This is a genomic window from Parasphingorhabdus sp., from assembly GCF_036568145.1.
Classification (GTDB): Bacteria; Pseudomonadota; Alphaproteobacteria; order Sphingomonadales; family Sphingomonadaceae; genus Parasphingorhabdus.
Window position 1 is genome coordinate 60,013 of record NZ_DATCTC010000030.1, and the last position, 25,921, is coordinate 85,933.

At 55.4% G+C, this 25,921-nt stretch carries 25 protein-coding genes; 13 read left to right on the forward strand and 12 right to left on the reverse strand.

The window, feature by feature from the left end; translation table 11 throughout:
- Positions 1-75: 75 nt before the first annotated feature.
- On the forward strand, positions 76-600 hold the full coding sequence (locus VIN76_RS11005; RefSeq protein WP_332041896.1) for an AHH domain-containing protein: 525 nt from the start codon (positions 76-78) through the stop codon (positions 598-600).
- Here the strand turns inward: VIN76_RS11005 and purQ are convergent.
- From purQ to purC, 5 genes are all read right to left on the reverse strand, one after another.
- Positions 597-1,253, reverse strand: a complete 657-nt coding sequence (purQ, locus tag VIN76_RS11010) for a phosphoribosylformylglycinamidine synthase subunit PurQ (protein ID WP_332041897.1) — start codon at positions 1,251-1,253, stop codon at positions 597-599. The two genes, VIN76_RS11005 and purQ, sit on opposite strands and share 4 nt — an antisense overlap.
- 2 nt (positions 1,254-1,255) lie before the next feature.
- Entirely contained in the window at positions 1,256-1,510 is a 255-nt protein-coding gene (purS, locus tag VIN76_RS11015; RefSeq protein ID WP_332041898.1) for a phosphoribosylformylglycinamidine synthase subunit PurS, read from the reverse strand.
- A 128-nt stretch (positions 1,511-1,638) separates the two neighbouring features.
- Positions 1,639-3,075: a surface lipoprotein assembly modifier gene (locus VIN76_RS11020; protein ID WP_332041899.1), complete on the reverse strand. Its 1,437-nt coding sequence runs from the start codon at positions 3,073-3,075 to the stop codon at positions 1,639-1,641.
- 8 nt (positions 3,076-3,083) lie between these two features.
- The gene (locus tag VIN76_RS11025) at positions 3,084-4,265 is read right to left on the reverse strand and encodes a transferrin-binding protein-like solute binding protein (protein ID WP_332041900.1); all 1,182 of its coding nucleotides are present in this window, start codon (positions 4,263-4,265) and stop codon (positions 3,084-3,086) included.
- A 145-nt stretch (positions 4,266-4,410) separates the two neighbouring features.
- Positions 4,411-5,190, reverse strand: a complete 780-nt coding sequence (purC, locus tag VIN76_RS11030) for a phosphoribosylaminoimidazolesuccinocarboxamide synthase (protein ID WP_332041901.1) — start codon at positions 5,188-5,190, stop codon at positions 4,411-4,413.
- 214 nt (positions 5,191-5,404) lie between these two features.
- Here purC and VIN76_RS11035 point away from each other — a divergent pair, with 214 nt between their 5' ends.
- The 3 genes from VIN76_RS11035 (at position 5,405) to VIN76_RS11045 (ending at position 8,910) form a co-directional block, all read left to right on the forward strand.
- Positions 5,405-5,845 carry a hypothetical protein gene (locus VIN76_RS11035; protein WP_332041902.1) on the forward strand — a complete coding sequence of 147 codons (441 nt, stop codon included), beginning with the start codon at positions 5,405-5,407 and terminating at the stop codon, positions 5,843-5,845.
- Positions 5,846-5,885: 40 nt separating this feature from the next.
- The gene (gene parC / locus VIN76_RS11040; protein WP_332041903.1) at positions 5,886-8,159 is read left to right on the forward strand and encodes a DNA topoisomerase IV subunit A; all 2,274 of its coding nucleotides are present in this window, start codon (positions 5,886-5,888) and stop codon (positions 8,157-8,159) included.
- Positions 8,160-8,472: 313 nt separating this feature from the next.
- On the forward strand, positions 8,473-8,910 hold the full coding sequence (locus VIN76_RS11045) for an FKBP-type peptidyl-prolyl cis-trans isomerase (protein ID WP_332041904.1): 438 nt from the start codon (positions 8,473-8,475) through the stop codon (positions 8,908-8,910).
- 65 nt (positions 8,911-8,975) lie between these two features.
- On the opposite strand, the gene VIN76_RS11050 is transcribed toward VIN76_RS11045, so the two are convergent.
- The 4 genes from VIN76_RS11050 to VIN76_RS11065 are packed head-to-tail and all read right to left on the reverse strand — an operon-like array spanning position 8,976 to position 11,965.
- Complete coding sequence (locus VIN76_RS11050; RefSeq protein WP_332041905.1) at positions 8,976-10,250, reverse strand: CCA tRNA nucleotidyltransferase; 1,275 nt, start codon at positions 10,248-10,250, stop codon at positions 8,976-8,978.
- Positions 10,172-10,783, reverse strand: coding sequence for a CoA pyrophosphatase (locus VIN76_RS11055; RefSeq protein ID WP_332041906.1), 612 nt, complete (start codon positions 10,781-10,783; stop codon positions 10,172-10,174). Before VIN76_RS11055 ends, VIN76_RS11050 begins: the two co-directional genes overlap by 79 nt.
- Positions 10,780-11,346, reverse strand: a complete 567-nt coding sequence (locus VIN76_RS11060) for a DUF1285 domain-containing protein (RefSeq protein WP_332041907.1) — start codon at positions 11,344-11,346, stop codon at positions 10,780-10,782. Before VIN76_RS11060 ends, VIN76_RS11055 begins: the two co-directional genes overlap by 4 nt.
- 52 nt (positions 11,347-11,398) lie before the next feature.
- Positions 11,399-11,965, reverse strand: coding sequence for an N-acetyltransferase (locus tag VIN76_RS11065; protein WP_332041908.1), 567 nt, complete (start codon positions 11,963-11,965; stop codon positions 11,399-11,401).
- 122 nt (positions 11,966-12,087) lie between these two features.
- On the opposite strand from VIN76_RS11065, the gene VIN76_RS11070 reads away from it, so the two are divergent.
- Complete coding sequence (locus VIN76_RS11070) at positions 12,088-12,951, forward strand: DUF1499 domain-containing protein (RefSeq protein ID WP_332041909.1); 864 nt, start codon at positions 12,088-12,090, stop codon at positions 12,949-12,951.
- A 41-nt stretch (positions 12,952-12,992) separates the two neighbouring features.
- Here the strand turns inward: VIN76_RS11070 and VIN76_RS11075 are convergent, their stop codons facing one another.
- Positions 12,993-14,222, reverse strand: a complete 1,230-nt coding sequence (locus tag VIN76_RS11075) for a PQQ-dependent sugar dehydrogenase (protein ID WP_332041910.1) — start codon at positions 14,220-14,222, stop codon at positions 12,993-12,995.
- Between the two features lie 163 nt (positions 14,223-14,385).
- Between VIN76_RS11075 and VIN76_RS11080 the strand changes: the two genes are divergently transcribed.
- The 4 genes from VIN76_RS11080 (at position 14,386) to VIN76_RS11095 (ending at position 17,974) form a co-directional block, all read left to right on the forward strand.
- Positions 14,386-15,732: a methyltransferase family protein gene (locus VIN76_RS11080; RefSeq protein ID WP_332041911.1), complete on the forward strand. Its 1,347-nt coding sequence runs from the start codon at positions 14,386-14,388 to the stop codon at positions 15,730-15,732.
- A 62-nt stretch (positions 15,733-15,794) separates the two neighbouring features.
- On the forward strand, positions 15,795-15,977 hold the full coding sequence (locus VIN76_RS11085) for a hypothetical protein (protein ID WP_332041912.1): 183 nt from the start codon (positions 15,795-15,797) through the stop codon (positions 15,975-15,977).
- 48 nt (positions 15,978-16,025) lie between these two features.
- The gene (locus tag VIN76_RS11090; RefSeq protein WP_332041913.1) at positions 16,026-17,027 is read left to right on the forward strand and encodes a threonine aldolase family protein; all 1,002 of its coding nucleotides are present in this window, start codon (positions 16,026-16,028) and stop codon (positions 17,025-17,027) included.
- Entirely contained in the window at positions 17,024-17,974 is a 951-nt protein-coding gene (locus VIN76_RS11095) for a DMT family transporter (RefSeq protein WP_332041914.1), read from the forward strand. Before VIN76_RS11090 ends, VIN76_RS11095 begins: the two co-directional genes overlap by 4 nt.
- Positions 17,975-17,987: 13 nt before the next feature.
- On the opposite strand, the gene VIN76_RS11100 is transcribed toward VIN76_RS11095, so the two are convergent.
- Positions 17,988-18,788 (reverse strand): SDR family oxidoreductase, encoded by an 801-nt coding sequence (locus VIN76_RS11100; protein ID WP_332041915.1) that lies wholly within the window; start codon positions 18,786-18,788, stop codon positions 17,988-17,990.
- Positions 18,789-18,885: 97 nt separating this feature from the next.
- Here VIN76_RS11100 and pepN point away from each other — a divergent pair, with 97 nt between their 5' ends.
- The 4 genes from pepN (at position 18,886) to VIN76_RS11120 (ending at position 25,136) form a co-directional block, all read left to right on the forward strand.
- Complete coding sequence (pepN, locus tag VIN76_RS11105) at positions 18,886-21,477, forward strand: aminopeptidase N (protein ID WP_332041916.1); 2,592 nt, start codon at positions 18,886-18,888, stop codon at positions 21,475-21,477.
- Positions 21,478-21,490: 13 nt separating this feature from the next.
- Entirely contained in the window at positions 21,491-22,252 is a 762-nt protein-coding gene (pgeF, locus tag VIN76_RS11110) for a peptidoglycan editing factor PgeF (protein WP_332041996.1), read from the forward strand.
- A 67-nt stretch (positions 22,253-22,319) separates the two neighbouring features.
- Entirely contained in the window at positions 22,320-23,726 is a 1,407-nt protein-coding gene (locus VIN76_RS11115) for a DASS family sodium-coupled anion symporter (protein ID WP_332041917.1), read from the forward strand.
- A gap of 129 nt (positions 23,727-23,855) precedes the next feature.
- Positions 23,856-25,136, forward strand: a complete 1,281-nt coding sequence (locus tag VIN76_RS11120) for a cystathionine gamma-synthase family protein (RefSeq protein ID WP_332041997.1) — start codon at positions 23,856-23,858, stop codon at positions 25,134-25,136.
- A 51-nt stretch (positions 25,137-25,187) separates the two neighbouring features.
- Here VIN76_RS11120 and VIN76_RS11125 read toward each other — a convergent pair whose 3' ends face one another.
- Positions 25,188-25,862, reverse strand: a complete 675-nt coding sequence (locus VIN76_RS11125; protein WP_332041918.1) for an HAD family phosphatase — start codon at positions 25,860-25,862, stop codon at positions 25,188-25,190.
- Between the last annotated feature and the right edge of the window lie 59 nt (positions 25,863-25,921).

Genomic DNA, 25,921 nt, shown 5'->3' on the forward strand with positions numbered 1-25,921 from the left:
ATCAATAATCTACGCAAACCGCGCATATCCCACAGGGTAACGGCATCATGGACTTGCCGCTTTATCGGAAGGGAAATGATGCGGTTTTCAAAGGTTAACCGGAAAAATGATGCTGGCTATAATCCCTGTTACCAGCGCCACCATTTAATCCCCCTGCAAGCCGCAACAATTGCTGAAGTGCGTGAAGCGCTGGAGTGGATGAGCAGCGGCGGCTTTGACTTCGATAATTTCAAAACAAACGGCGTTCTTTTGCCATCCGACGAGCATATGGCGCTCAGGACCGGCCATCCCCTGCACAGGGGCCCGCATCCACGTTATAATGAATTGGTTATTGAGCGATTATTGCTGATTATCCGTCTCAGCGAGCAGGTTGATAACGAAATCCAGCGCAAGTCGTTTTTCCGCCTGAGAATAGGGCTTTTGCAATCGACCCTTCGCAGGGCTCTGGTTGGATCACCATTGCCGGTGTTCCGCCTGAACAAACGGGATCCCGGCCTGTCTTCTTCGGACTTTGCCCGGTTGGATAATTGCGTTGACGCGCTTTACACAGCGACGCAGTGGCCGCCGATAAAGGGCCAGGATTCTTTCAAACGTGCTTAGCTAAGCAGGCTCTCAAACAGTTTCAGCCCGTCCGTGCCGCCATGCTTGGGGTCAATCGCGCGTTCCGGGTGCGGCATCATGCCAAGGACATTGCCGGCCTTGTTCAGAACGCCTGCAATATCCCGCGCTGATCCGTTAATATTCTCGGCATAGCGAAAAGCGACGCAATCATCATTTTCCAGCCGGTCCAGCGTATCGTCATCGGCGAAATAATTGCCGTCATGATGGGCAACCGGAATGGTTATCTTCTGATTCTCATCATAAGCAGAGGTGAAAACCGATCGGTTCTGCGTGACGATCAGCTTGGCGTCCTTGCAGATAAACTCGATATTCTTGTTCCGCATCAACGCGCCCGGCAACAAACCGATTTCGGTCAGAACCTGAAAGCCGTTACAGACGCCAAGGATTTTAACGCCCCTGTCCGCAGCCTTGATAACTTCCCCGATAATGTGGGAGCGCGCGGCCATTGCGCCGGACCGCAGATAGTCGCCATAAGAAAAACCGCCCGGTAAGGCGATAATGTCCACACCATCCGGCAAAGCGCTATCGCCGTGCCAGACCATGTGCGGTTTCTTGCCGGTCACTGTTTCCAGCGCGACCGCCATATCACGGTCGCAGTTGGAACCGGGGAAAACGAGAACAGCAGATTTCATATTCAGGCTTCTTCTGTTGCGGGATCGGGCAGCTTTTGAATTTCGTAATTCTCGATCACCGTATTGGCGAGCAATTTCTCGCACATCTTTTCGATGTCACTGTCGGATGTGCCGTCATCGACATCCAGTTCGATGAGCTTACCCGCGCGCACGTCATTCACGCCCTTGAAATCAAGATTTTCCAAAGCGTGGTGAATGGCTTTTCCTTGGGGATCGAGGACACCGTTTTTCAGTGTCACAAAAATTCTTATCTTCATGAATCTCGCTTTTCAAATGGCTGGCATGATGCGCTATTTCCAATAGCGTTCCTATAGCGTTGTCTTGGAAAGGAGCAAGAGGCGCGTGGCTTTTGGGGCGAGTGAAAATCGCCAAGTCGCAGCAGAGCCTAGAAAAATTTGGTCATTTTGAAATTCACGCGGTGCCGGTTCATTTGATACAGGTCATAATTGCTGTCTACGCGGGAGTAATTATAGTCGGCGGATGGCGAAAAGCCGAGGAACCGGATTTTCCGGCTACCGATATAGGCGCGGGCATAGCTGCGCCAGTCTTTGCGCTTTTCGGTGGAGTAGAGCAATAAAGCATCGTCAAAGGTCGACCGGCTGATACTACCTGAAATACCGGCGTTAAGGCCGAGTGGCAGTTCGCCGCCAATGCCCAGATTCACGCCATAGTTGATACTCGAATAGCCATCGGAATTAAGCAGGTCCCGCCGCGCAAACAGGCTGGCCGATGCGATAAACGATTTACCGATCAGGTGCTCGTAGGTCGCATTGGCCCCTATTTGCCAGCCGCTAAAGCTATCGCTCAATTTCGAGTCTGTCCTGCGGCCGTCCAGTTCGATGCCTACGCGCTGCCCCTGGCTGAGCGCCGCTTGAAAACCGACGCGCGCGCCATATTCACGAGTCGCCAGACTGCCGCCATACCAGCGTTGCAGACCTACGGCCTGAAGCGAGACGCTGGCATAGCGAGCAATACGCAGCTCCGGGCCAGCGGCGATCTGTGCAACAATATCATCGGCGGCTTGCCCCTGATAGTTGATCAGTTTGCTGTCGGCATCGAACAGGAAGGCCAGCCTGTCATTTGCCTTCAGCCGGACACCGCCTGAAAAGCCGGCGATCTGGCCGATACCGGATTTTTGCCGGGCATTCTCGTCAAGCTCTAATTCGCCTTGTGCGTCATCCATCCCCGGGAGAATGGCCCCGAAGTTGACATCAATGGTTTCGGCATTGGTCGCACCATTGATATTGGTATCGGGCGCGAAGCCGAAGTCGAAGCTGAACCGCCAGACCCTCTGATCCCGCAAAATGCTGCGGGTGTTGCGGATCGTGCGGGCAATCTCGTCGGGCAGATTATCGTCATTTTGCGCTAGTCGGAAATGATAGTCGGCGGCTGATTCCTTGCCGCTCAGCAAATAGGCGCGCGCCAGTTCCAGCCGCACTCTGGTTTGTCCCGGACTATCTTCCAAAATTCCGCGAAAGTTAGAGATAGCACCCTTCAGATCACCGGTTTCAACGGCAATATATCCGGCCAGAAACTGTTGCTGCATCCTGAGGTCCGGTACCTGACGTAGCGCCTCGACGAGCGGAAGGGCCGCTTGATATTGTTTCTGCAGAACCAATTGTTCCGCTCTCGCCAGCAGTTGCTTGGGCGTTAGGCGAAGCTCGCACCGGCCCAAACTGTCGCAATTTGGCTGGGCAAGCTGAGCCATGGTTGCGGCGTCAGATTCGTCTGATATTTCTGCTTTGGCAGATATTGAGACAAGAGCCGCCACACATATGCCAGATACCAGTCCGATCTTTGCCGGTAGAGCAACCCGTCTCATAGGAATTCCTATTTTGTACCGATAAAAGCACCCATGATGTCAACGCGCTCATCCGGTACACCGCCGACAATCCGGAAGCCGCCACCCACTTCATTGGCCTTTGGCCCAAAGAATGTGCCGTCGATGCTCGATCCGCTCAAATAGCGCTGGTCGAGCACGACATCGCCGTCTGGCGAACTGAACGAAGCGCTGCCAAATGCACCCCGAAAGCCGCCATATTTTGCAAAATCAATTGTGCCGCTGCCTGATGCGTTGAAAATTGATCCGTCGCTTATGGTATGGGTTGTGCCCACTCCTTCGTAATACTGCGGACTGAACACCGTACCTGTCAAATCCAGATTGAAAGTATTCGCGCCAAAATCAATACTGGTCGTTGATCTTCCTTCAATCCATTGAAAAAAGCTCGGTTTTAAAACATTGTCGAGATCGTTGTTGAATATCATGGTTGCGACCATCGGGCCGCTAAAGCTGCCGGTTCCGGATTTTGGGACGTCATCACTCGGTGTGATCTCGCCAAAGGCAAACGCACCCCGATCAAATTGATATGTTTCTTTAATGTCGCCAACTTCGCGGGCAGCGGTATAGCGATTTCGAACGAAACCGGCGAAAGAGACATATTGGGTCTCGGTGCCTGGGAGTTGATAGAATAATGTTGTAATATCCGCGCTGCCGGAAGCTTGATCCGGATCAAGAACGAAGTCCATCTCGGGTGCGGCGTAGGCAGCTACGACGCCATTTGTAATTGTTCCAGCTTGTAAATAACGCATACCGGGCGTCGTAAATTCCTCTACACCTTTTTGCGGCTCTATATTCCCGCCAAAATCTGTCCGGTGAAGGGGGTCCTGATAAGTAATGGATGTGCTGACCGAAGCCAGAGGATCGACATAGGTAAATGAAAATTCCGCACTCCGCGGATCAAAAGTAATATTGATACCACTGTTTCGAACAGTCGAGGCGTTACTATTATAAAGTTCGCCGTTCTCATCGAGGCCTAGATGATGGCTTGCACCAATACCATTGTAAGTTTTGACGTCCGAAGGATCAACAAACGAGTGCGGATTCCCGCTTTGCCCGGTCCCGCCAGAGCCAGAACCACTGCCGATTGGCGCGGCGCTGCCCGCAGATTGGGGGCCGGCACCGCCACATGCGGCGAGCATCGTTGTAGAGGCTAACAAGATCAAAAGGCGCATCGGATATAATCCTCACATGAGTTTTATGTGAGGATATTGCTATCAGCCTAATGGTTAAAATGGCGTAAACCATGATGGATTAGCGATTGCCAAAGGGTACTTGAGCCCGCCAGCTTAATGACGGGTGAGAGCTAAACGAGCTACTCTATTTCCCGCGTTTTTTGCGCTCGCTATCCAGGTCATGCACTTCGCTGGGGCCGCCTTCGGGGAACAGGCCAAGGCGACGGGCTACTTCCTGATAGGCTTCGGCTTCCCCGCCCAGATCGCGGCGGAAGCGGTCTTTGTCGAGCTTTTCGTTCGTTTCCATATCCCACAGGCGGCAGCCGTCCGGGCTGATTTCGTCGGCAAGAATGATGCGGGAAAAATCGCCGTCAAACAGGCGGCCAAATTCCAGTTTGAAATCGACCAGCTTGATACCGATTCCGGCAAACAGCCCGGCCATGAAATCATTGATGCGGATCGCCATTGCAGAAATGTCCTGCATCTCGTCCTGCGTCGCCCAACCAAAGCAGGCGATATGTTCTTCGGCGACCAGCGGATCGCCAAGCGCGTCATCCTTGTAGCAATATTCCAGCAACGTATGTGGCAGCGGTGTGCCTTCCTCGATGCCCAGGCGCTTGCTCAGCGAACCGGCGGCGACGTTACGGACGATGACTTCGATCGGAACGATTTCCACTTGTTTGACCAGTTGCTCGCGCATGTTCAGGCGGCGGATGAAATGGCTGGGGATACCGATATTGCCGAGCAGCGTAAAAATATGCTCGCTCACGCGGTTGTTGATGACCCCTTTGCCGCTGATCGTGCCCTTTTTTTCGGCATTGAAAGCGGTGGCGTCATCTTTGAAATATTGGATGAGAGTGCCGGGCTCCGGTCCTTCATAGAGAATCTTGGCCTTGCCTTCATAGATTTGGCGACGACGGGACATAGTGGATTCCTAACTCAGGAAGAAGCTTCAAAAACCAAGCCCCGACCGTGCGAATCAAAAGCATTCGGACCAATCGGGGCAACGATTGGCTCCCTATAAGCCAAAGCGGGTGCTGGCGCAATCTATCCTCTCGCGGCAATATATTGTAACCCTGTTTCACCGGAAAAGATTGTATATATTATCGTCGGTGAACAAGCGGTGAAAGGGAGGGACTTTGACCAAATATAGCACAATAGATGAAATCATGGGTGCGGTTTACGAATGCATTTCCGGCCCGCCCGGTGGGCAGGACTGGGAGCGTGACCGCGAAATCTATCACCCCCGCGCGCTTATCACCCGCACCCGGATCGAAGATGGCAAGCCGGTCGCCTATACATTCAGCTTTGACGAATTTGTAGAGGCGACGATCCCGTTGCTGGAGGGGCGCTCTTTCTACGAGATTGAACTGGGCCGCAAGACGGATGTGTTCGGCCAGATCGCCCATGTCTTTTCCACCTATGAAGCGCGCGAGACACCGGACCATCCGGAAATCCAGTTTCGCGGGGTGAATATGGTGCATCTGTGGAATGACGGTAGCCGCTGGTGGATCATGAGTATTATCTGGGACAACGAGCGTGAGGGTCTTGCGCTCCCGAAAGAGTGGCTCGGTAAATAATCTCTCCACAAGCTAAATCGACCCTGCTATCGCACCGTGCATGAGTGATGTAACAGAAGCGCCCGAACCAGCTCCCGAAGACGAATTTGACGCCATTGTCGATGCGCCCTTTGATGCGGCCCTGTCAGAACGCTATCTGATCTATGCCATGTCCACAATCACCGCGCGGTCGCTGCCGGACCTGCGGGATGGATTGAAGCCTGTTCACCGGCGGCTTTTATGGGCGATGCGATTGTTAAAGCTCGACCCCTCGCAAGGGTACAAGAAATGCGCCCGCGTCGTTGGCGATGTGATCGGTAAATATCACCCGCACGGTGACCAGTCGGTCTATGACGCGATGGTCCGCCTCGCCCAGAGTTTCGCGATGCGCTATCCGCTGGTCGACGGGCAGGGGAATTTCGGCAATATTGATGGCGATAATGCCGCCGCCTATCGTTATACCGAGGCCCGCTTGACCCGCACGGCGATCGAGCTGATGCACGGCCTTGACGAAGGCACGGTGGATTTCAAGCCGACCTATAATGGCGAGGATGAAGAGCCGGAGATCATGCCGGGCCTGTTCCCCAACCTGCTTGCCAACGGGGCCAGCGGTATCGCGGTGGGCATGGCGACCAGCATCCCGTCGCATAATGTCGCAGAGATAATCGACGCAGCGACGCTCTTGATCGACAATCCCAAGGCCGAACATGCCGAGATCATGGAGCTTATCAAAGGCCCCGACCTTGCCACCGGCGGCACGCTTGTTGACCCCAAATCCGTTATCGATGCCGCCTATGAAAGCGGGCGCGGTGCCATGCGCGTGCGGGCCAAGTGGGAAAAGGAAGATGCCGATGGGCGCGGCGCGTGGCAGATTGTCGTCACCGAAATCCCCTACCAGGTGCAAAAGGGCAAGCTGATCGAACAGATTGCCCAGATTATTGCGGACAAGAAACTGCCTATTCTCGCCGATATCCGCGATGAATCGGATGAACAGGTCCGCATCGTGCTGGAACCCAGAACCCGCACGGTTGACCCCGAAGACCTGATGAATGCCCTGTTCCGGATGAGCGATCTGGAAAACCGTTTTTCGCTCAACATGAACGTGCTTGACAAGGACCGCACACCCAAAGTCATGGGCATTACCGAGGTTTTGCAACATTGGATTGTCCACCAGATCGAAGTGCTGGTGCGCCGTTCCCAGCACCGCATGGACAAAATTGATGCGCGGCTGGAACTGCTCGAAGGCTATATTATCGCTTACCTCAATCTCGACCGCGTGATCGAGATTATCCGTAACCATGACGAGCCGAAGCCGATGTTGATGGAGGAATTCAAGCTCACCGACCGGCAGGCCGAAGCGATCCTCAACATGCGTTTGCGCTCTTTGCGCAAGCTTGAGGAAATGGAACTGCGGACAGAGCGGGACAAATTGCTGGAAGAACGCAAAGGGCTGGAAAGCCTGATCGAAAGTCCGGCGCGGCAAAAGACGCGGCTGAAAAAAGACCTTGCCGCCATGCGTAAGCTTTACGGCGAAGATACGGAGCTTGGGAAACGGCGCACGATGCTGCAAGAGGCGGCCCCGGCGCGGGAAATCTCGCTCGAGGCGTTTATCGAGAAAGAGCCGATCACCGTGATTATGTCAAAGCGCGGCTGGATCAAGGCGATGAAGGGCCATGCTGATCTGGGTGCGCCGGAAGCGTTCAAGTTCAAGGAAGGCGACGGGCCGAAATTTGCCTTCCACGCACAGACCACGGACAAGCTGCTGATGTGCTGTGACAATGGGCGCTTCTATACATTGGGCGCGGACAAGCTGCCCGGCGCCCGCGGCTTTGGTGAGCCGGTGGCATCGATGGTCGATATGGAAGCGAGCGCGGAGCCGATTGCATTGATGGTCGCCGATATGAAGGGCAAGCTGTTGATAGCGTCCACATGGGGCCGCGGGTTCATCACCAATATCGCGGATGTCGTGGCGGAAACCAAAAAGGGCCGTCAGGTCGTGAACCTGAAAGGCGATGCGAAACTCTTGGTCGTCCGCCCCGTTCCGGAAGGCGCAGACCATGTTGCGGCGATTGGCGAGAACCGCAAGCTGGTGGTGTTCGCGCTATCCGAAATGCCGGAAATGGCCAAGGGGCAGGGCGTCATGCTGCAACGCTATAAAGATGGAGGGCTATCGGACGCGACCGTCTTCAAACTGGAAGAAGGCCTAAGCTGGCCCATGGGTGGAGACACCGGCCGCACCCGCACCGAAAACGACCTCACCATGTGGCGCGTAGCAAGAGGCGCAGCCGGGCGATTGCCGCCGACTGGGTTCCCGAAAACGGGTAAGTTTGATTAGAGGTTTATAAAGCCCCTCTCCTCCCTTAAAAGGGAGGGGTTTCTAGAGATATTGTGCTCCGCACTTGATGCGGAGCCCAGGATGGCTGTTCTTACGACCTACTCTAGGCTCCGCATCAAGTGCGGAGCACAAGCTTCCGCCAATTCATGCTCACCTCCCACCCAATTGAGGAAGCCACATAAGCAGGCGGAAAAGATTGTGTTTGACTAGTGCGCTCATGGTTGCGACAATTCGGCCATCGCGTGTCAGGTGGATGCGCAGTCCATAACGGTTTGAAGATACCGTTCACACCCCCCCATAAGAAAGGATATATATGCAAAATGCAAAGCAAGGTGATACAGTCTTAATCGATTACTCCGTGCGTAAAGCCGATGGCACGGTCGTCGGCCATACCGAAGAGACGGGCCCCCAGGAAATCAAGATCGGCGATGGCGCGATTTTCCCGCAGGTTGAGGAAAAGCTTGTTGACATGAAAGTCGGCGACAAGGAATCGGTCACGATTGACTGCGAAAATGCTTTCGGCGCACGGCGTGAGGAAATGGTCATCGACATTCCTCGGGACAACCTGCCAGCCGATGCTGAACCGCAGCCGGGCATGACGCTTCAGGCGCAGCAGCAAGACGGTTCTGCCGTCACGCTTTATGTTGTTGCTGTGAGTGAGCAATCCGTGAAAGCCGACGGCAATCACCCGCTTGCCGGGGAAGATATTTCCTTTGATGTGACACTTCGCGAAATCAAGCACGCGGCTTAAAAGTTTAAGGACGGTCCGGGTCGGTCACGTCGGCTGACCGGATCGCCCGCTTTTCATTTGTGAGTTTAATCCGGGGAAATGCTCTCTCTGGCGAGCTGCGTCACCCGCTCCTCATCCGGAAAGCCCTCGTCGATCCATGCCTGTTCGACTTTTGCCAGTGTTTTCGTCACAATCGGGCCGGGCTCCAGTCCCATGGCGATGAGATCGCCGCCGGTGATCGGGAAGACCGGCTTTTGCCACCCGTCCAGCGCCTCCATACAAGCAGCCAGATCATCATCCGCCGCGAATAACAGCGCGATATCCTGCGCGGCCTCGGCCCCGTAATGATAGGCGAGAACGGGCATGTCTGCTGCTGCGGGTTCCTGCGCGGTTAAGCGATCCATTACGCCGCGACGCATTTTCTTTGAGCTTTTAAGCCCTGTTACAATCTTGCCTGCTTTGTCGACATCTTTGGGGAGCAAGGTGATAAGCCGCCTGATCGCGACGGGCGGTATGGAATAGGCTTGCTCGCGATTGACCAGCCTGTCGAGCTGCGCGGCGGCTTCGCTTTCGGCTCCTGCGAAAACATGGTCAAAAATACCGGCGTCCAGCATTTTCCCGACCGCAAATGCCGGATTGGCGGTGACGAGCAGCTTCATCAGCTCGTCCGCGATACGCTCCCGCGATAGGGAGTGAAGGCTTTCTGCAGCTTGGGTGCAGGCGGCATAGGCTTCATCATCAACCCTGGTTTCGGCAAACCGGGCCAGAAAGCGGAAATAGCGCATGATCCGCAAATGGTCCTCGGCAATGCGTTGCCGGGCGGAGCCGATGAAGCGGATATGGCGGTTTTCCAGATCCTCAAGTCCACCGAAATAATCATATATTTCCAGTGTTTCCGGATCGGCGGATAGCGCGTTGATCGTGAAATCGCGCCGCGCGGCATCTTCTTTCCAGTCATCGCTATAGGCCACCGTCGCGCGCCGTCCATCGGTCGAAACATCGCGGCGCAACGTGGTGATCTCTACCGGGCCATCACGGGTTATTGCGGTGACGGTGCCGTGACCGATGCCAGTGGGGATGACCTTGATCCCCGCTTTGGAAAGCCGCGCCATCACATCATCGGGCTTTAATATTGTCGCAAGATCAATGTCTTGCACCGGAAGGCCGAGCAAACTGTCCCGCACCGCCCCGCCTACAAATCGGACCATCCCGTCCTGGCCATCAAGCGCGGCGACTATATTTTTCAGCGATTGCCGCTGATGCCAGGGGGCGCCGGGCAGCTTCACGAAAGCCAGTCCAGCCGCTTTGACAGGTTGACCAATATTCCGGCGGTAATCCCCCAGATACGGTGGTTCTGCCATTCAATCTGGTAATATTCACGCCTCACCCCGCGCCAGTAACCGACATGGCTACTCTGGTTTTTGGGATCGAGCACGAAATCAAGCGGCGCTTCAAACCACTCATCCACCTCTTCGGGGCAGGGGACCAGCGGCAGGTCGGGCGGGATCACACCCACGACCGGCTGTATGTTATAGCCGCTGCCCGAATGATAGCGGTCAGTCGGCCCGATAATATCAACCTGCGCGGGGTTCAGGCTGACTTCCTCTTCCGCTTCACGCAATGCCGCGTGTATGGCATCCTTGTCACCGGGGTCGATCTTGCCGCCGGGAAAGGCGACTTGTCCGGGATGATTGCGCATATAATCCGGCCGATGGACCAGAATGACGCCGGGATCGGGCCGGTCGGTAATCGCGATCAGCACCGCTGCGCTACGCAGGCTGCCAATATCGCTGATGAAATGGCGCTCGTCCGAAAGCATATGGTCAAGGTCCATTTCATGGCCGCTACGCAGGGACTGGGACAGCCTTGTTCTAAGGTCGAGGGAGCGGGTCATGCCGGTAACTCAATCGGAAAAAAGGCCCCGTTGCTCCACAGGCCAAAGGGGTCGAGATTGTCATCAAGCGCATATTCGGCCAGTTCGTAATAGACGGGCCGCGCCAAAACCGCTTCCAATCCGCCGCGAACCGTCAAATAAGGCTGCGGCGCATCGCTGTCTGCGGGGAAACGCAAGGGATGATCGGCATCTGCCATCACCAGATGATCGGTGTTGAGCCGGAATGCCAGCTTGCGGTCCTTTCCTTGCCCTTCGCTTTCCATTTGAACCGCAACAAACGGTGCATCCTCAACGATAATGCCAAGCTTTTGATAGGGTGTGACCAGCACAAAGCTGCCATCCGGTTCCCGCCGCAAAAGGGTCGAAAAGGCGCGCACCATGGCGGGCCGGTTGATCGGTGAACCCTGATGCAGCCAACTGCCGTCCGCGTTGATCTGCATCTCGCTGTCGCCGGTTTCTTCCGGCTCCCATTGCTCCACGGGCGGAAGTTTCTGGGCATGAACCAGTTCCGCAATTTCGGAAAGCGAGAGAGATGCGAGTTCTGGTGGCGGTTCGTAGGGCATGATAATGGCCTATTGCGAATGTTCTGGCCTGTAAAGCGTCACCAGCGATGGATTACACCGTTTTGGCTTTTGTCCACGGACCCAGCTTGCCCTTTTCGGGGAGCACGGCATCATTTGGTGCGCGTACCAAAAGCCTGTCCGGATCCCACGGCCCCGGCAGTGTCCAGCCGCCTGTCCGCTCTGGCGAGAAGCCGAAGAAGCGGTCATAATAAGCCGGATCACCGATCATCACCAGCGGCAGGCTTTCTTCCCTGTGCAATTCCTTTAGCATCGCGGCGATCATCGCCTGACCAATGCCCTGACGCTGGCAATCGGGGTGGACCGCAACCGGCCCGACCATGATCATCGGGTGCATCTTGCCCGCTTCGTCGGTCAATGCCGCCGGCCAGCACTGGAGCGAGCCGAGCAATTCATTTTCCGCCATATCAACCGCAGCCACGCTCAATCCTTCAAGCATTTCCATGCCTTCGCGGACTTTATAGGCTGTGCGCTCGGTTCTGTCCTTGCCAAAGGCAGCGTCGAGAAGGCTTTCGACCAGTTCAGGGTCGATTTCGGCAAGCGGGATAATCGTCGGCAATTTATGGGTCCAGTCTATGGGCAAGGAGTCGAAAGCGGGCATTTACCGCTATTGAACCGCGCTGTCGAGCGCTACAACGCTGGAACGAAGCGCGGGTTGCGGTGTTGATTGCACTTTGGCGGCGGCATCACTAAAAGATGTTAATAATAGTGGGAGTTACGCGAATGAACAGCCAACAAGAGCAGCAACCCCAGACTGGCCATCAAGCGGCGGGTATGGACGGATCAGGACACAAAAAGCTGGCTATGCTGCGCAAGGACCCAAAGGGCTGGGCCGTGCTGGTTCTTTCCGTGGTGGCCGTTATCGCATTTTTTGGCGCAGCCTTTGGAACCGGTATTGGTCTGTGGAGCTGGAAGGTTGGCATGGCGATTGTGCCGTGGACCGGCTTGCTGGCTTTGGTTGCGCTGGCTATCGCAGCTTTTGGAATATTCTGGGATCGCCGGAAAGGACGCAAGACCCATTGGCTGCTGACAGGGCTTGGCGTCATCATATCGCTAGTTTTTGTCGGTTATCTAGGCAATTATGTGATGGCAAGGGTATCACTTCCCGCGATCCATGACATTACAACCGATCTGGCTGATCCGCCGCAATTTTCTGCCCTGACCCTGCGTGCGGATAACTGGGACAAGATTCCCGGCGTAGATGACAAGCAAATGAGCGGCATGAACCCGCGCCAGCGCTGGGCAACATTGCATCAACGCGCCTATCCTGACGTCCGCTCGGTCCGGATTGACCAGCCGGTGTCGCAGGTCATTGAAAAAGCTAAACGGCTGGCGGATGATCGCGGATGGGAAGTGGTCAGCGTTGACCCCGAATCGGGTCATTTGGAGGCGACCGCAACCTTTTCACTATTCCGTTTCAAGGATGACATAGTGATCCGCGCCCGTGCGGCCCAAAACGGTGACGCCAGCGTCATCGACATGCGTTCGGTTTCACGGGTCAGTGACCATGACCTTGGTGTAAACGCCAAGCGTGTGCGCCAGTTTTTGAGCGACCTTTCCGGAACCACTACCGCCGCTTCGCGGTAGGTTTTGACTTACCGAGTCACTGGGGACTATTGCCGGTGACGCTACTGTTCTGGATCGGGCATTACTGGCTGTTGCTGGCTGGCGGGTGTCAGCCTTAGCAACCGGGCGCCTTTGCCATCTTCCAGCACCCACAGCGCGCCGTCCGGACCCTGCTCGATTTCGCGGATACGCTTGTCCATAGGGAAGCGTTCGGCCTCTTGTGCTTTTTCGCCATCAAAGGAAACACGGATAATCGCCTCGCTGGCCAGCCCGCCGATAAAGGCGCTGCCTTTCCATGACGGGAAAAGATTGCCGCTATAAAAAATCAGGCCGGATGGCGCGATGGTCGGGTCCCACGACACTTTGGGTGCAGCAAATTCGGGGTGGGTTTCATGACGAGGAATCTTCTTGCCATCATAATGATCGCCTTCCGATACGACCGGATAACCATAATTGGCACCGCGTTGGACCAGGTTCAGCTCGTCGCCAGCCTTTGGTCCCATTTCCTGGTTCCAGAGTCTGCCCTTGCTATCAAAAGCCAGGCCAAGAATATTGCGGTGCCCCAGTGTCCAGATTTCCGGAAGAGCGTCTTTCATGTCAACAAACGGATTATTCTGCGGCACGGTACCATCGGGAAAGAGGCGGATAATTTTCCCGAGATTGCTGGACATATCCTGTGCCGGATCAAATTTCTGGCGATCTCCCGACCCGATGAACAGATATTTGCCATCGGGAGAAAATACCATGCGGTGGGAATAATGGCCGCGACCGGTGACTTTCGGTTTCTGGGTCCATATTATTTTGAGGTTGGAAATCTTTGGTGTGTCGGCTTTTGCGTCATCAGCATCAGTTTCACCGGATGGCAGAGTAAGGTCAGCATGCGCGACCACTGCGCCTCTTGTATCATCTTTCCCGGCTTCCACCCAACTGAGATAGATTTTCCCGGTGGCCGCAAAATCAGGCGCTAACACTACGTCGCCCAAGCCCCCTTGTCCGCCATAATCGACTTCCGGAACACCCGCAATTGGCGTTTTTTCGCCCCTTTGATCGACCAGCAGCAATTTGCCTGGCCGCTCTGTCACCAGCATCCGGCCATCGGGCAGAAATGTCATCGCCCATGGTTCATCAAAGGTGGTGATGGCAGTTTTTTCAAACGAGACGCGGTCCGCAAGAGAGGTGTCTGCCAAAGACTGCACCTCATTCACGCTGCTTTGTGTGGCCTGTGCATCTTCGCCATTGCTGCAAGCGACAAGGATTAAGGCCATTGCGGTAGCGAGCGTGTGATTTCTCATTTTTGTTCCCATAAATCTATATGTTGATCTCGTATGTTGCGGATAGCGTCTCTAGCAAGAATATAGCGGATTACAGTGAGTTTGCATAGATTATTCACGGTGGAGACGGGTTAAATATCGGGCGTTCACGGCTTGATTACCATTTCCGGTTAATGCAAAAATCATGTTTGCACGCAAATCAGACAGCGGTGATCCGCGCCCGCAATCCGCGGTGTCCAGCGGAGTGGGAGTGGCTGGCCTGATCGGACTGGCATCATGGATCATGATCGCCCGGCAATATGGCATGGACGGGCCATATTCTGCGCTAACCGCCTGTTTCTGCTGCGCTTTGCCCATGGTGGTCTGGTCACTGCTTCACGACAAAGTGCATCTGCGTGCTTCCACCGGCATTAACTGGAAAAATCCCAAGCCATGGAGACAGACATTCGACATCAGCATTGTAAAGATAGCCGGTCTTTGGGTCACATGGGCGGTAATCGCGAGCATATACTGTATCGGCCGCTGGTACTGGACGGGGCAGTATCAGTTCGCGATGGAAATGATGATGGCCGCTGCTCCATTTTTGCTTGGGTTATCGGTGCCTTATGTGCTGTGGCTAGACCGGCGCTTTGTCGAACCGCGCGATGGCGCATGGCATTTCGGACAATTTGTGATGGGCGCAGGTAGCAAAAAAGCGGGCGCAGAATATGATACAGAGCAAATCTATCACCACCTGCGCGCCTGGGCGGTAAAGGGGTTTTTCCTCGCTTTCATGATATCCATCGTGCCCGGCGGATTTGGTGAGATCATCCGCCTTGATATAGCGCAGATCATCCATGATCCGGTCGCTATCGCCCATTGGTTGATTGTCGCGATGTTTGTCGTCGATGTGCAGTTTGCAACCGTCGGTTATCTGCTGACCATGAAACCGCTGGACGCGCATATCCGGACGGCCAATCCTTATCTGGCCGGCTGGGTAGCGGCCTTGATCTGTTACCCGCCGTTCATTCTCATGGATGGTCCGCTCAACTATCATGTCAATACCGCCGATTGGACCCACTGGTTTGCGGGGCATCAGACCCTTTTGGCGATTTGGGGCGGGGTTCTGGTCATTCTTACCGCGATTTATGCCTGGGCCACGGTTGCTTTCGGGCTGCGTTTCTCCAACCTTACGCACCGCGGTATCCTGACCCACGGCCCTTATCGCTATACCAAGCATCCGGCCTATCTCGCCAAAAATGCCTATTGGTGGCTGGCGACAATGCCGTTCCTTGTAACGTCGGATAGTTTCACCGACATGGTGCGTAATACGGTGATGATAGCTGCGGTTAGCGGGGTTTATTATTGGCGCGCAAAGACCGAGGAAAAGCATTTGCTCAGCGACCCGGCCTATAAGGAATATGCCGAGTGGATGGACCGCAATGCACCAATTCCGCGTGCTGTAAACTGGGCCAAAGTGAAAATAGGCTGGTGGTCGCCCACGGACAAATGTGCGGATAAGGGTGAACCGGAGATCCAGCCCGCCGAGTGATTTCATTGACCGGCGAGTAACTGTTGTTGGCAATCCGGACCATTGATGCAATAGGGGGCCATATGGTGAAAGATCATTTTGAACGGCACAAACAGCCGTGGACCAGCGAAGAAATTCAGAGGCTTCATGCTTTTGCCAAAAAAGATATGACCCTGAAAGCGATAGCAAAAGCCCTTGTCCGCAGCGAGGAATCGATCAAAAAACGCGCCAAGGATGACAAATTAAAGATCGCCAAGAAGCGTTAGCGCAATCACAATCTTGACGTAGTGGGCGGTTCGCAGCATGGCGATGGCATGCGATTCTTCTCTGACAATGCTGCACCGGTGCATCCCAAAGTCATGGCGGCTCTGGCCAAGGCGAATGAGCAGGACAGCGCCTATGATGGTGATGCCTATAGCGCACGGTTGAATGGCGCGTTTTCCGATCTGTTTGAAACGGACGTCGAAGCGATGTGGGTCGCGACAGGAACCGCAGCAAATTCGCTGGCATTGGCGGCGCTGTGTCAGCCGCATCAGGGCGTGATCTGCCATGAAGAAGCGCATATTGAACAGGATGAAGCGGGTGCACCGGGTTTCTATACCGGCGGGGCAAAGCTGATGCTGGTCGGGGACGAGGGTGCCAAAGTTGCCGCGGAAACGGTAAAAAGCCACTGTGTCGCTATCCGCGATGATGTGCATCAGGTGCAGCCCGCCGCCGTGTCGATTACCAATGCGACGGAATATGGGCTGGTCTATCGGCCAGACGAGGTTGCGGCTATCGCGCAAATCTGCGCAGAGCGGGGCCTTGGCCTGCATATGGACGGGGCGCGCTTTGCCAATGCGGTGGCGATGCTGGGCTGTCACCCCGCCGATGTGACATGGAAAGCGGGCGTCGATATACTGAGTTTCGGCTTTGTCAAAAATGGCGGCATGAATGCGGAGGCGCTGGTTTTCTTTGACAGGGATTTGGCGCATATATCGCGTTATCGCCTTAAACGGGCCGGGCATTTGCAGTCAAAGGGCCGTTATCTGGCGGCCCAGATACTGGCGATGCTGGACGGCGATCTGTGGCTTGAAAATGCGCGCGCCGCCAATGAAGGCGCGCAGATAATCGCGCGGGCCGCGGGTGAGCGGTTGCTCTACCCTGTCGAAGCGAACGAGGCGTTCATACGGTTGTCTGCCAGTGAAGCCGAAACGCTTAGGCGTGCCGGTTTCGATTTTTATGACTGGGGCGAGGGGCAGGCTCGTCTGGTGACAAGCTGGACCCAAAGTGCAGCGGATATCCAGCCCTTAGCCAATGCGATTGCGGCTTTATGAACGCGCAGCAGGACGGCACCGCCGTTCAGGAACCAAGCCTGTTATCACCGCGGATATTGATCCCGTTTATGCTCATCTCCCTGATCTGGGGTTCGACCTGGCTGGTGATAAAGGATCAGGTTTCCGACGTGCCGCCAAGCTGGTCAGTAAGTTACCGGTTCATCGTGGCAGCGACGGCGATGTTCATATTGGTGGCGTTCAAGCGGTTGCCTTTCCGGCTTGGCCCCACGGGACAGTTTTGGGCCATGCTGATCGGTATCGCGCAATTTTCGTTCAATTTCCACTTTGTCTATAATGCGGAGCTTTACATTACGTCCGGTCTGGTCGCGGTGCTGTTTGCATTGTTGATGGTGCCCAATGCCGTGCTGGGCCGAATATTTCTGGGGCAGCGTATAAAAGGCACTTTTCTGGCCGGTTCCGCGATAGCCGCGACAGGGATCGCGCTGTTATTATGGCATGAATATAAATCGTCTCCGGCAACCATGACGGACGTGATATTGGGCATGACGCTGACCATTTGCGGGATATTATCCGCATCAAGCGCCAATGTGATGCAGGCATTGCCCAGATTAAGTTCCTACCCGATTTTTACGCTGCTCGCATGGTCGATGTTCTGGGGGTCGGTGTTCAATATATCATTATCATGGATTACCGCGGGGCCGCCGGTGATGGAAATGCGGGCGGGCTATATTGGCGGCATATTCTATCTCGCCATCGTCGGGTCGGTGATTACATTCCCGCTCTATTTCGCGCTGTTGAGGGAAATCGGTGCAGGAAAGGCGGCATATTCCAGCGTATTGGTGCCTGTCGTAGCGATGATATTATCGACCCTGTTTGAAGGCTATATCTGGACTGCTTTACCCGTTGCCGGAGCATTATTGGCGATGATAGGCTTGATAGTGGCTCTGCGGGCGCGAAAGCCGAAAATGCCTAGGGTGGTCGCGTGAAGGCTCATTGCGCTTATTCCGCCAGACTCGCCAGCCCCGCCTTATAATCCGGATATTGCGGTTCCCACCCCAGCAGCCGTTTTGCCTTGCCATTGGCAACGCGGCGGTTCTCTTCATAGAAACCCATGGCGGCATCCGATAATTTCGCATCTTCCAGCGATAGCAAAGGCGGCGTCTCCATCCCGATCAGCCGCGCGGCGTGGGCGATGACTTCATGCTGCGGTGCGGGCTGGTCGTCGGCAATATTATAAACCCCCGCCGGACCGTCGAAAGAAGCAGTGATGGCGGTTACAATATCATCAACATGGATGCGGCTGAACACCTGTCCGGGGACATTGACCCGCTTCGCCTGACCTTGCCGGACGCGGGAGAGAGGACTGCGCCCCGGCCCGTAAATGCCGGGCAAGCGAAGCACACGGACATCATCGCGCAGGGCCTGCCATTTGCTATCGGCGTTGCTGCGCGCCTTGCGCCGACCAGAGCCAATGGGTGCGCTTTCATCGACCCATGCGCCTGCTACATCGCCATAAACCCCGGTGGAGGAGAGATAGCCCGTCCATTGCAGCTTCGCGCCTTTAATCGCCGCCCCATAATGGTCAAGCACTGGCTCGCTGCCATCGCTTGCGGGTGGGACGGTGGATAAAATATGGGTTGCCGCGCCAATCGCCGTCAAGACCGCCGCTTCATCATCAAAGGCTATCGCTCCATCTGCGGCTTCCCGCCTTGTGCCGGTCACTTGCCACCCGTCGGCGCGCAGATGATCCGCAAGCCGCTGTGCTGTGTAACCCAGACCAAAGATCAGCATATGGGGCATGGTTCTGATAATTCCTGAACAGTATGAGGAGAGGGCGCAATCACCGGCAACATAATCGCAATTGCGCGGCGGGCCAATGGCTCTTATGTCGGGGGCTATGCTAGATATTGAAAAGACTGATCTCGCCATTACCCGCCGCGAAGATTACCGCCCGCCCGCTTGGCTCATTCCATCCATCGCGCTCGATTTCCAACTGGGTCTGGAACACACCACCGTGCATTCGGTGCTCAACGTGGTCCGGTCACAATCCGCGAAAGAGCAAGAGCCGCTGATGCTGGATGGTGACGGTTTATTGCCCATTTCGGTTAAAGTGGACGGTGCGGCGCGAACGGATTGGCAATTGATCGAGGGCAATCTGCAACTGCCGCTGGATGGCGATGAGCATCAAGTTGAAATCACTGTCGAGTTGGACCCGTCCACCAATACGCAGCTTATGGGGCTTTATGCGTCGCAAGGGATGCTCTGCACACAATGCGAGGCAGAGGGGTTTCGCCGGATCACGTTTTTCCCTGACCGGCCGGATATATTAAGCCGCTATTCCGTGCGGATGGAGGGCGATAAAGACCTGTTCCCGATCCTTCTCTGTAATGGCGACAAGGTGGCGGAAGGGGATGCCGAGAATGGCCGTCACTGGGCGCAGTGGAATGATCCGTGGCCAAAGCCGAGCTATTTATTCGCGCTGGTTGCGGGTGATCTGGTCGCCAATAGCGATAGCTTCACGACCCGTTCGGGAAAGCCGGTTGAGCTCAATATCTGGGTCCGCGACGGTGATTTGCCGCGCACCGGCCATGCCATGAAGGCTCTGAAAGACGCCATGCGCTGGGACGAGGAAACCTATGGCCGTGAATATGATTTGGGCCTGTTCAACATTGTCGCGGTGAGCGATTTCAACATGGGCGCGATGGAGAATAAGGGGCTCAATATATTTAACTCCCGCTACATATTGGCGGACCCCGAAGTTGCCACCGACGCTGATTTTGACGGCATCGAAGGCGTTGTGGCCCATGAATATTTTCACAACTGGTCGGGCAATCGCGTGACCTGCCGCGACTGGTTCCAGCTTAGCCTGAAAGAAGGGTTTACCGTTTACCGGGATCAGAGTTTTTCGGCCGACATGGGATCGGCGGCATTAAAACGGATAGACGATGTCCGCGTCCTGCGCGCAGCGCAATTTCCCGAGGATGCGGGGCCGCTGGCCCATCCTATCCGCCCGGAAAGCTATCAGGAAATTTCCAATTTCTATACCGCCACCATTTATAACAAGGGCGCGGAAATTATCCGTATGATGGCGACTTTGCTGGGACCAGAGCGGTTTCGCAAAGGCACGGACCTCTATTTCGACCGCCATGACGGCGAAGCGGCGACGTGCGAGGATTTTGTCACCGCGATGGAAGATGGCGGCGATATTGACCTGAAGCAGTTTCGCAGCTGGTATGAAACACCGGGCACGCCGCGTGTGTCCGCAAAGTTAAGTCATGATCCGCAGACCGGGACGGCGACGCTCGATCTCAAACAAACCCTTTCTGCAGGCGGAGCGCCTCAGAGACCGTCGGACATGGTTATCCCGCTGAAAATCGCATTGCTCGATCCGGTAACCGGCGGGCATAAGGGGGAGCAGCTCGTCACGCTGGATCAGGCGGAGCAGAGCTTTGCTTTTGAAGGACATGAAGAGCATCCGGTCCTGTCGATCAACCGCGGGTTTTCTGCGCCGATTATACTGGAAAGCAGCCGTTCGGCAGAGGAACTGGCCTTTCTGTCATCGCATGACGACGACCCGTTTGCGCGGTTTGAGGCGATGCAGCAATTGATGACCAGCTATCTGGTTGCGCAAGTGATGGGCACGCCCGCCGACCGCGACATTATTTTGCAAGCCGTCGGTGCGGTGCTGGCGGACGAGAATATCGACCGCGCGTTTCTGGCAGAACTGGTTCAGCTTCCCAGCGAGGCATTTCTGGGTGACCAGATGGCGCAGGTCGACCCGCAGGCGATCCACGACGCGCGCGAGAAATTGCGCGGCAAGATCGGCGTCCAGTTTGAACGCAAATTCCGCCGTCTTTACAAGCAATGCGTGCCGGGTGAATTTTCCCTGGATGCCGCGGCACGGGCGGACCGTAAATTACGCAATGTCGCGCTGTCCTATATCGCGGCTTCACAGGTCGAAGATGCTGCGGATCTGGCTTTCGACCAGTTTCGGGATGCGAACAATATGACCGCGATGCAGGGCGCGCTTGGCGTTCTGACCCATATGGATGCGAAGCAGCGGACCTGGGCGTTTGAGGATTTTTTCAAACGGTTCAAGGACAATGCGCTAGTGCTCGACAAATGGTTCACCTTGCAGGCAATGTCACAGCGCCCCGATACCTTAAAGCGCGTTGAAAAGCTGGCAAAGCACCCCAATTTCACCCTCTCCAACCCCAATCGCGTGCGCGCGCTTTATGCCGGATTTACCAGCAATGCGGTGCGCTTCCATGATCCGTCAGGGCAGGGCTATCAAATGCTTGCCGACATGATTATCGCGCTGGACGGGCAAAACCCGCAAACGGCCGCGCGGTTCATTCCCTCGCTGGGCCGCTGGCGCCGGTTTGAACCGGGCCGGTCGCAATTGATGCAACAGGCGTTGGAGAAGATTGCGGCAACGCCCGGACTGTCGAAAGATGTGTCGGAACAGGTGAGCAGAAGTCTTGCCTGACCCACGCCCATCAATGCTGGATGTCACAACATCGCGGCTTTTGGAGGGCGTGCCCCACGGCTTTCTTGGCCGCGCGGGCGGGTTTTCCACCGGCCTTTATACAGGGCTCAACGTTGGTCTGGGCAGCAATGATGACCACGATATATTACTGGAAAACCGCCAGCGTGCAAAAAATGCGGTGCTGCCGGACAGTGAATTGCTGACACTGCATCAGGTGCATAGCGCGGATGTTGTTGTGGTAAAGGATACCTTTACACTTGATGAGCGGCCCCATGGCGATGCGCTGGTGACAGACAGGCCGGGACTTTTGCTGGGAATATTAACGGCCGATTGCGTGCCGGTCCTGTTCCATGACCCCGCCGCACAGATTATTGGCGCTGCCCATGCCGGATGGAAGGGTGCGATTGGCGGCGTGACCGACAATACTATCGCCGAGATGGAAAAACTTGGCGGGGAGCGGGACAATATTGCCTGTGCCATCGGGCCGTGCATCGAACAGAAAAGCTATGAAGTTGATGCGGGCTTTTACCAACGCTTTGTCGCTGACGATTCTGATAACACACAGTTTTTCAAGGCAGGGCGTCAGGGCCATTTCCAGTTCGACATAGAATCCTATGTGGCGACGCGATTGGCGGCGGCCGGGATCACGAAAATCGACAAGCTCGGCCTCGACACTTACGCGCATGAGGATCGTTTTTACAGTTACCGCCGTTCTTGCCATCGCGGCGAAGCGGACTATGGTCGTCAAATATCGCTAATCGGTTTGCCGCGTTAACAAAGCCCTGCACAGACAGGAGTGTTAGCATAAGCACGGGCAACCGGAGCATTGGGGAAGGGGGATAATGACCGCAGGGCGTATTGGACTTTTTGGAGGCTTGACGGTCTTTATCGCCATGCTGATATTCCCAGCGCCCCCATCGATGAGCACTACCGCGTGGCATGTCGCGGCGCTCACTATCCTGATGGCGACATGGTGGATGACCCAGGCCGTGCCGCTAACCGCGACCGCCCTGCTGCCCTTTCTGGCCTTGCCGATGATGAATGTCATGGATGTCGGCGAAACGGCGAGCCAATATTATTCCCCGATATTATTCCTGATCCTTGGCGGCGCGTTTCTGGCGCTGGCGATAGAGCGTGTCGGCCTACACCGGCGGCTGGCGCTTGCGATTGTCAGTATAGCGGGAAAAAGCGCATGGGGCATATTGATCGCCTTCATGAGCGCGACCGCGCTATTGAGTATGTTTATTTCCAACACATCATCGACCTTGATCATGATCCCGATTGCCGTGGCGGCGCTGGTCGCGGGCGGAGTCAGGGACGGCGAGACAAAGGGTTTTGCAGGGGCCCTTATCATGGGTGTGGCATTTTCGGCCTCTATCGGAGGTCTTGGCACTCTGGTCGGCAGCCCGACCAATGCGATTGCCGCTGGCCTCATCAACCGGACCTTGGGCACGAATATTGATTTCCTGACCTGGATGGCTTTCGGTTTGCCGATTGTCATACTGGGTCTGCCGGTCAGTATGGTGATCCTGATCATAGTACAGAAAGTTGGCAAAAACAGTTTTGACGGAGAGAGGGCAAAGGCCGTAATCGGTTCCCCCGGCCCGTGGAGCCTGCCCGAAAAACGCGTAGTGCCGGTGGTGGCATTTGTCGTGCTCGGCTGGCTACTATTGCCGCAGATCAAGCTATTGCTACCCGCTGGCGCTGTTCACGATGGTACAATTGCGGTGCTGGGCGGTTTATTGCTCTTCATGCTGCCTGATGGAACGGGGCGCAACCTGCTAAACTGGGATGAAGCGGACCGCGCGCCATGGGGCGTGATCATGCTGTTCGGCGGTGGATTGGCGCTGGCTTCCGGGATCACGGAATCCGGTCTGGCTGACTGGCTGGGTCTGGTCCTTGCGCCGCTTAAAACTGTGCCGGTGATCGTGATCGCCGTTGTGCTTGTCGCGCTGGTTATCCTTGTCACCGAATTTGCGTCAAATGTTGCCACGGCCAGCGGGATCATGCCGGTGGTGGCCAGCTTGATCCTTGCCACTGGCGTTGACCCTCTCCTGCTTGCCGTGCCCGCTGCAATGGCGGCAAGCTGGGGTTTCATGTTGCCGTCCGGGACTGGGCCGAACGCGATAGCATGGTCCACAAACCACATCGAATTGCCCAGAATGTTGAAGTCCGGCCTGTGGCTTGATTTGGCGGGAATACCGATCATCATCGGCTGTGTCTGGATAGTTTCATTTGTAGTCAATTAAGTTTTGCGGCATGATAATTCTGCGATAATTCCACGATAATTTTCGGTTGAGAGGAAAGAAATGCCCAATCAAAATGACGGACCCAAAAAAGGCATAGAAGATCTTGGCGTTGCGGTGACACCGCGCAGCATGCCCAATGCACCGGTCGAGGAAATTGGCGGGCGCAAGCTGAAACCGTCGACGTTGATGATGGGCCATGGCTATGATCCGGCTCTGTCCGAAGGCTCCTTGAAGCCACCGATTTTTCTGACCTCTACCTTTGCCTTTGAAAATGCGGCAGCAGGGAAACGCCATTTTGAAGGCATTACCGGCAAGCGTCCCGGCGGGTCTGACGGCCTGGTTTATTCGCGCTTTAACGGGCCCAATCAGGAAATTTTCGAAGACCGGCTCAGCATCTGGGATGAAGCGGAAGACGCGCTGGTATTTTCCAGTGGCATGTCGGCGATAGCGACCGTTTTACTGGCCAATGTCAGTCAAGGCGATGTCGTCGTGCATAGCGGGCCGCTTTATGCCGCAACGGAAACGCTGATTAACAAGATTTTAGGCCGGTTTGGCGTTACTTTTCTTGATTTTCCGGCTGGTGAGACCCCTACCAAGGTTGCGGAAATGCTGGAGCAGGCAAAGACGCAGGCCAAGGAAAATGGCGGCAAGGTAGCGATAATCTATCTCGAAAGTCCGGCGAACCCGACCAATGTGTTGGTCGATATAGAGGGGATTGCCGGTGCCAGAGATCAGGTGTTTGGCGATGAAGGCACGGCGCCGCCCATCGCGATTGACAACACGTTCCTTGGTCCCTTGTGGCAGCAACCACTGAAACATGGCGCGGATATTGTGATTTACAGCCTGACCAAATATGTCGGCGGGCATAGTGATCTTGTTGCTGGCGGTGTGCTGGGTTCCAAAGCCTATATGGATCAGGTCCGCGCGATCCGGAACACCATCGGCACGATTTGCGATCCCAATACCGCGTGGATGCTGCTCCGCAGTCTGGAAACACTGGAACTGCGTATGACCCGCGCTGGTGAAAACGCGGCAAAAGTCTGCGCTTTCCTGCGTGACCATCCCAAGGTCGAGGGGCTTGGTTATCTTGGCTTCATTTCCGATCCATCGCAAAAGGATATTTTTGACCGCCATTGCACTGGCGCGGGATCGACATTTTCGCTGTTCATCAAGGGCGGGGAGGCAGAGGGCTTTGCGTTTCTCGACGCCCTGAAAATTGCCAAGCTGGCCGTTAGCCTCGGCGGAACCGAAACCTTGGCAAGCCTGCCAGCGGCGATGACCCACTTATCGGTGCCCGATGAACGCCGCGCGGCGCTGGGCATTACCGATAATCTGATCCGGATTTCCATTGGTGTCGAGGATGCGGACGACCTGATCGCTGATTTTGAGCAGGCTTTGGAAGCGGTTTGACAGATTTTATCTGATGGCTGTGGGCGAGCAATAACAGGGCGGTGAAGCTATTTAATTCCAGTCCAGAATTTTCCAGTTCCGTTTTTTGGCAAGAGCACGCAGCGGCGCGCTGGGCGTGGTGGCTATGGCTTCGTCGGCATATTCCAGCATTGGCACGTCCGTTATATGGTCGGAATAGGCACGGATATGGACAGCATCACGCTCTAGCCCCTGCTCGTCGAGAAAAGCCTTGATCCGGTCGAGCTTGGCTTCATCATAGCAGTTATCGTCGATAATTTTCGGTAGCACCTGGCCTTGTTCATTAATTTCCAACCGGGTGGCGATGACATTATCAAAGCCTAGACGCTCCGCTATGGCATTGACGTAAATTTCGTAAGAGGCGGTGGCGATCACCAGTTGTCTGCCTTCTGCACGGTCGGCTTCGATCTGGGTAATGGCCTTGGCATAGAAATTAGACCGCATGACCTTATCTGCATAGCGTTCGATATGGGGCGTGATCTCGGCAAGATTGACCCTGCTGCCCAGTAATAGCCGCTGGTTATAGGTTTTCAGGCTTTCACGGCTTATCAGCTTCAGGCCATAACCGATGAACCCAAAAGGCAGTAGCGGCATGAATATCAGTCGCCATGGTGCACGCGCAAACAGCATGTGAAACAGAAACGGAGTGTAAGTGCCCCGGACCGTGATTGTCCGGTCCATGTCGTAAATCGCAATTTTTTTCATCATGCCCTTTCTCAATATATGCGCTTTATCAGCAGCTTTCCGAAAGATGCACTAAATAATCG

Bases quoted from the DNA above. Each gene is read 5' to 3' on its own strand.
- parC (WP_332041903.1), top strand. From the start codon at position 5,886: ATGAGTGATGTAACAGAAGCGCCCGAACCAGCTCCCGAAGACGAATTT.
- purC (WP_332041901.1), bottom strand. From the start codon at position 5,190: ATGTCCCGTCGTCGCCAAATCTATGAAGGCAAGGCCAAGATTCTCTAT.
- VIN76_RS11045 (WP_332041904.1), top strand. From the start codon at position 8,473: ATGCAAAATGCAAAGCAAGGTGATACAGTCTTAATCGATTACTCCGTG.
- pgeF (WP_332041996.1), top strand. From the start codon at position 21,491: ATGCTGGATGTCACAACATCGCGGCTTTTGGAGGGCGTGCCCCACGGC.
- VIN76_RS11080 (WP_332041911.1), top strand. From the start codon at position 14,386: ATGTTTGCACGCAAATCAGACAGCGGTGATCCGCGCCCGCAATCCGCG.
- VIN76_RS11090 (WP_332041913.1), top strand. From the start codon at position 16,026: ATGCGATTCTTCTCTGACAATGCTGCACCGGTGCATCCCAAAGTCATG.
- purQ (WP_332041897.1), bottom strand. From the start codon at position 1,253: ATGAAATCTGCTGTTCTCGTTTTCCCCGGTTCCAACTGCGACCGTGAT.
- VIN76_RS11095 (WP_332041914.1), top strand. From the start codon at position 17,024: ATGAACGCGCAGCAGGACGGCACCGCCGTTCAGGAACCAAGCCTGTTA.
- VIN76_RS11115 (WP_332041917.1), top strand. From the start codon at position 22,320: ATGACCGCAGGGCGTATTGGACTTTTTGGAGGCTTGACGGTCTTTATC.
- VIN76_RS11025 (WP_332041900.1), bottom strand. From the start codon at position 4,265: ATGCGCCTTTTGATCTTGTTAGCCTCTACAACGATGCTCGCCGCATGT.
- VIN76_RS11050 (WP_332041905.1), bottom strand. From the start codon at position 10,250: ATGGCAGAACCACCGTATCTGGGGGATTACCGCCGGAATATTGGTCAA.
- VIN76_RS11120 (WP_332041997.1), top strand. From the start codon at position 23,856: ATGCCCAATGCACCGGTCGAGGAAATTGGCGGGCGCAAGCTGAAACCG.
- VIN76_RS11005 (WP_332041896.1), top strand. From the start codon at position 76: ATGATGCGGTTTTCAAAGGTTAACCGGAAAAATGATGCTGGCTATAAT.
- VIN76_RS11070 (WP_332041909.1), top strand. From the start codon at position 12,088: ATGAACAGCCAACAAGAGCAGCAACCCCAGACTGGCCATCAAGCGGCG.
- VIN76_RS11125 (WP_332041918.1), bottom strand. From the start codon at position 25,862: ATGATGAAAAAAATTGCGATTTACGACATGGACCGGACAATCACGGTC.
- VIN76_RS11060 (WP_332041907.1), bottom strand. From the start codon at position 11,346: ATGCCCTACGAACCGCCACCAGAACTCGCATCTCTCTCGCTTTCCGAA.
- VIN76_RS11085 (WP_332041912.1), top strand. From the start codon at position 15,795: ATGGTGAAAGATCATTTTGAACGGCACAAACAGCCGTGGACCAGCGAA.
- VIN76_RS11020 (WP_332041899.1), bottom strand. From the start codon at position 3,075: ATGAGACGGGTTGCTCTACCGGCAAAGATCGGACTGGTATCTGGCATA.
- VIN76_RS11055 (WP_332041906.1), bottom strand. From the start codon at position 10,783: ATGACCCGCTCCCTCGACCTTAGAACAAGGCTGTCCCAGTCCCTGCGT.
- VIN76_RS11065 (WP_332041908.1), bottom strand. From the start codon at position 11,965: ATGCCCGCTTTCGACTCCTTGCCCATAGACTGGACCCATAAATTGCCG.
- purS (WP_332041898.1), bottom strand. From the start codon at position 1,510: ATGAAGATAAGAATTTTTGTGACACTGAAAAACGGTGTCCTCGATCCC.
- VIN76_RS11100 (WP_332041915.1), bottom strand. From the start codon at position 18,788: ATGCCCCATATGCTGATCTTTGGTCTGGGTTACACAGCACAGCGGCTT.
- VIN76_RS11075 (WP_332041910.1), bottom strand. From the start codon at position 14,222: ATGAGAAATCACACGCTCGCTACCGCAATGGCCTTAATCCTTGTCGCT.
- pepN (WP_332041916.1), top strand. From the start codon at position 18,886: ATGCTAGATATTGAAAAGACTGATCTCGCCATTACCCGCCGCGAAGAT.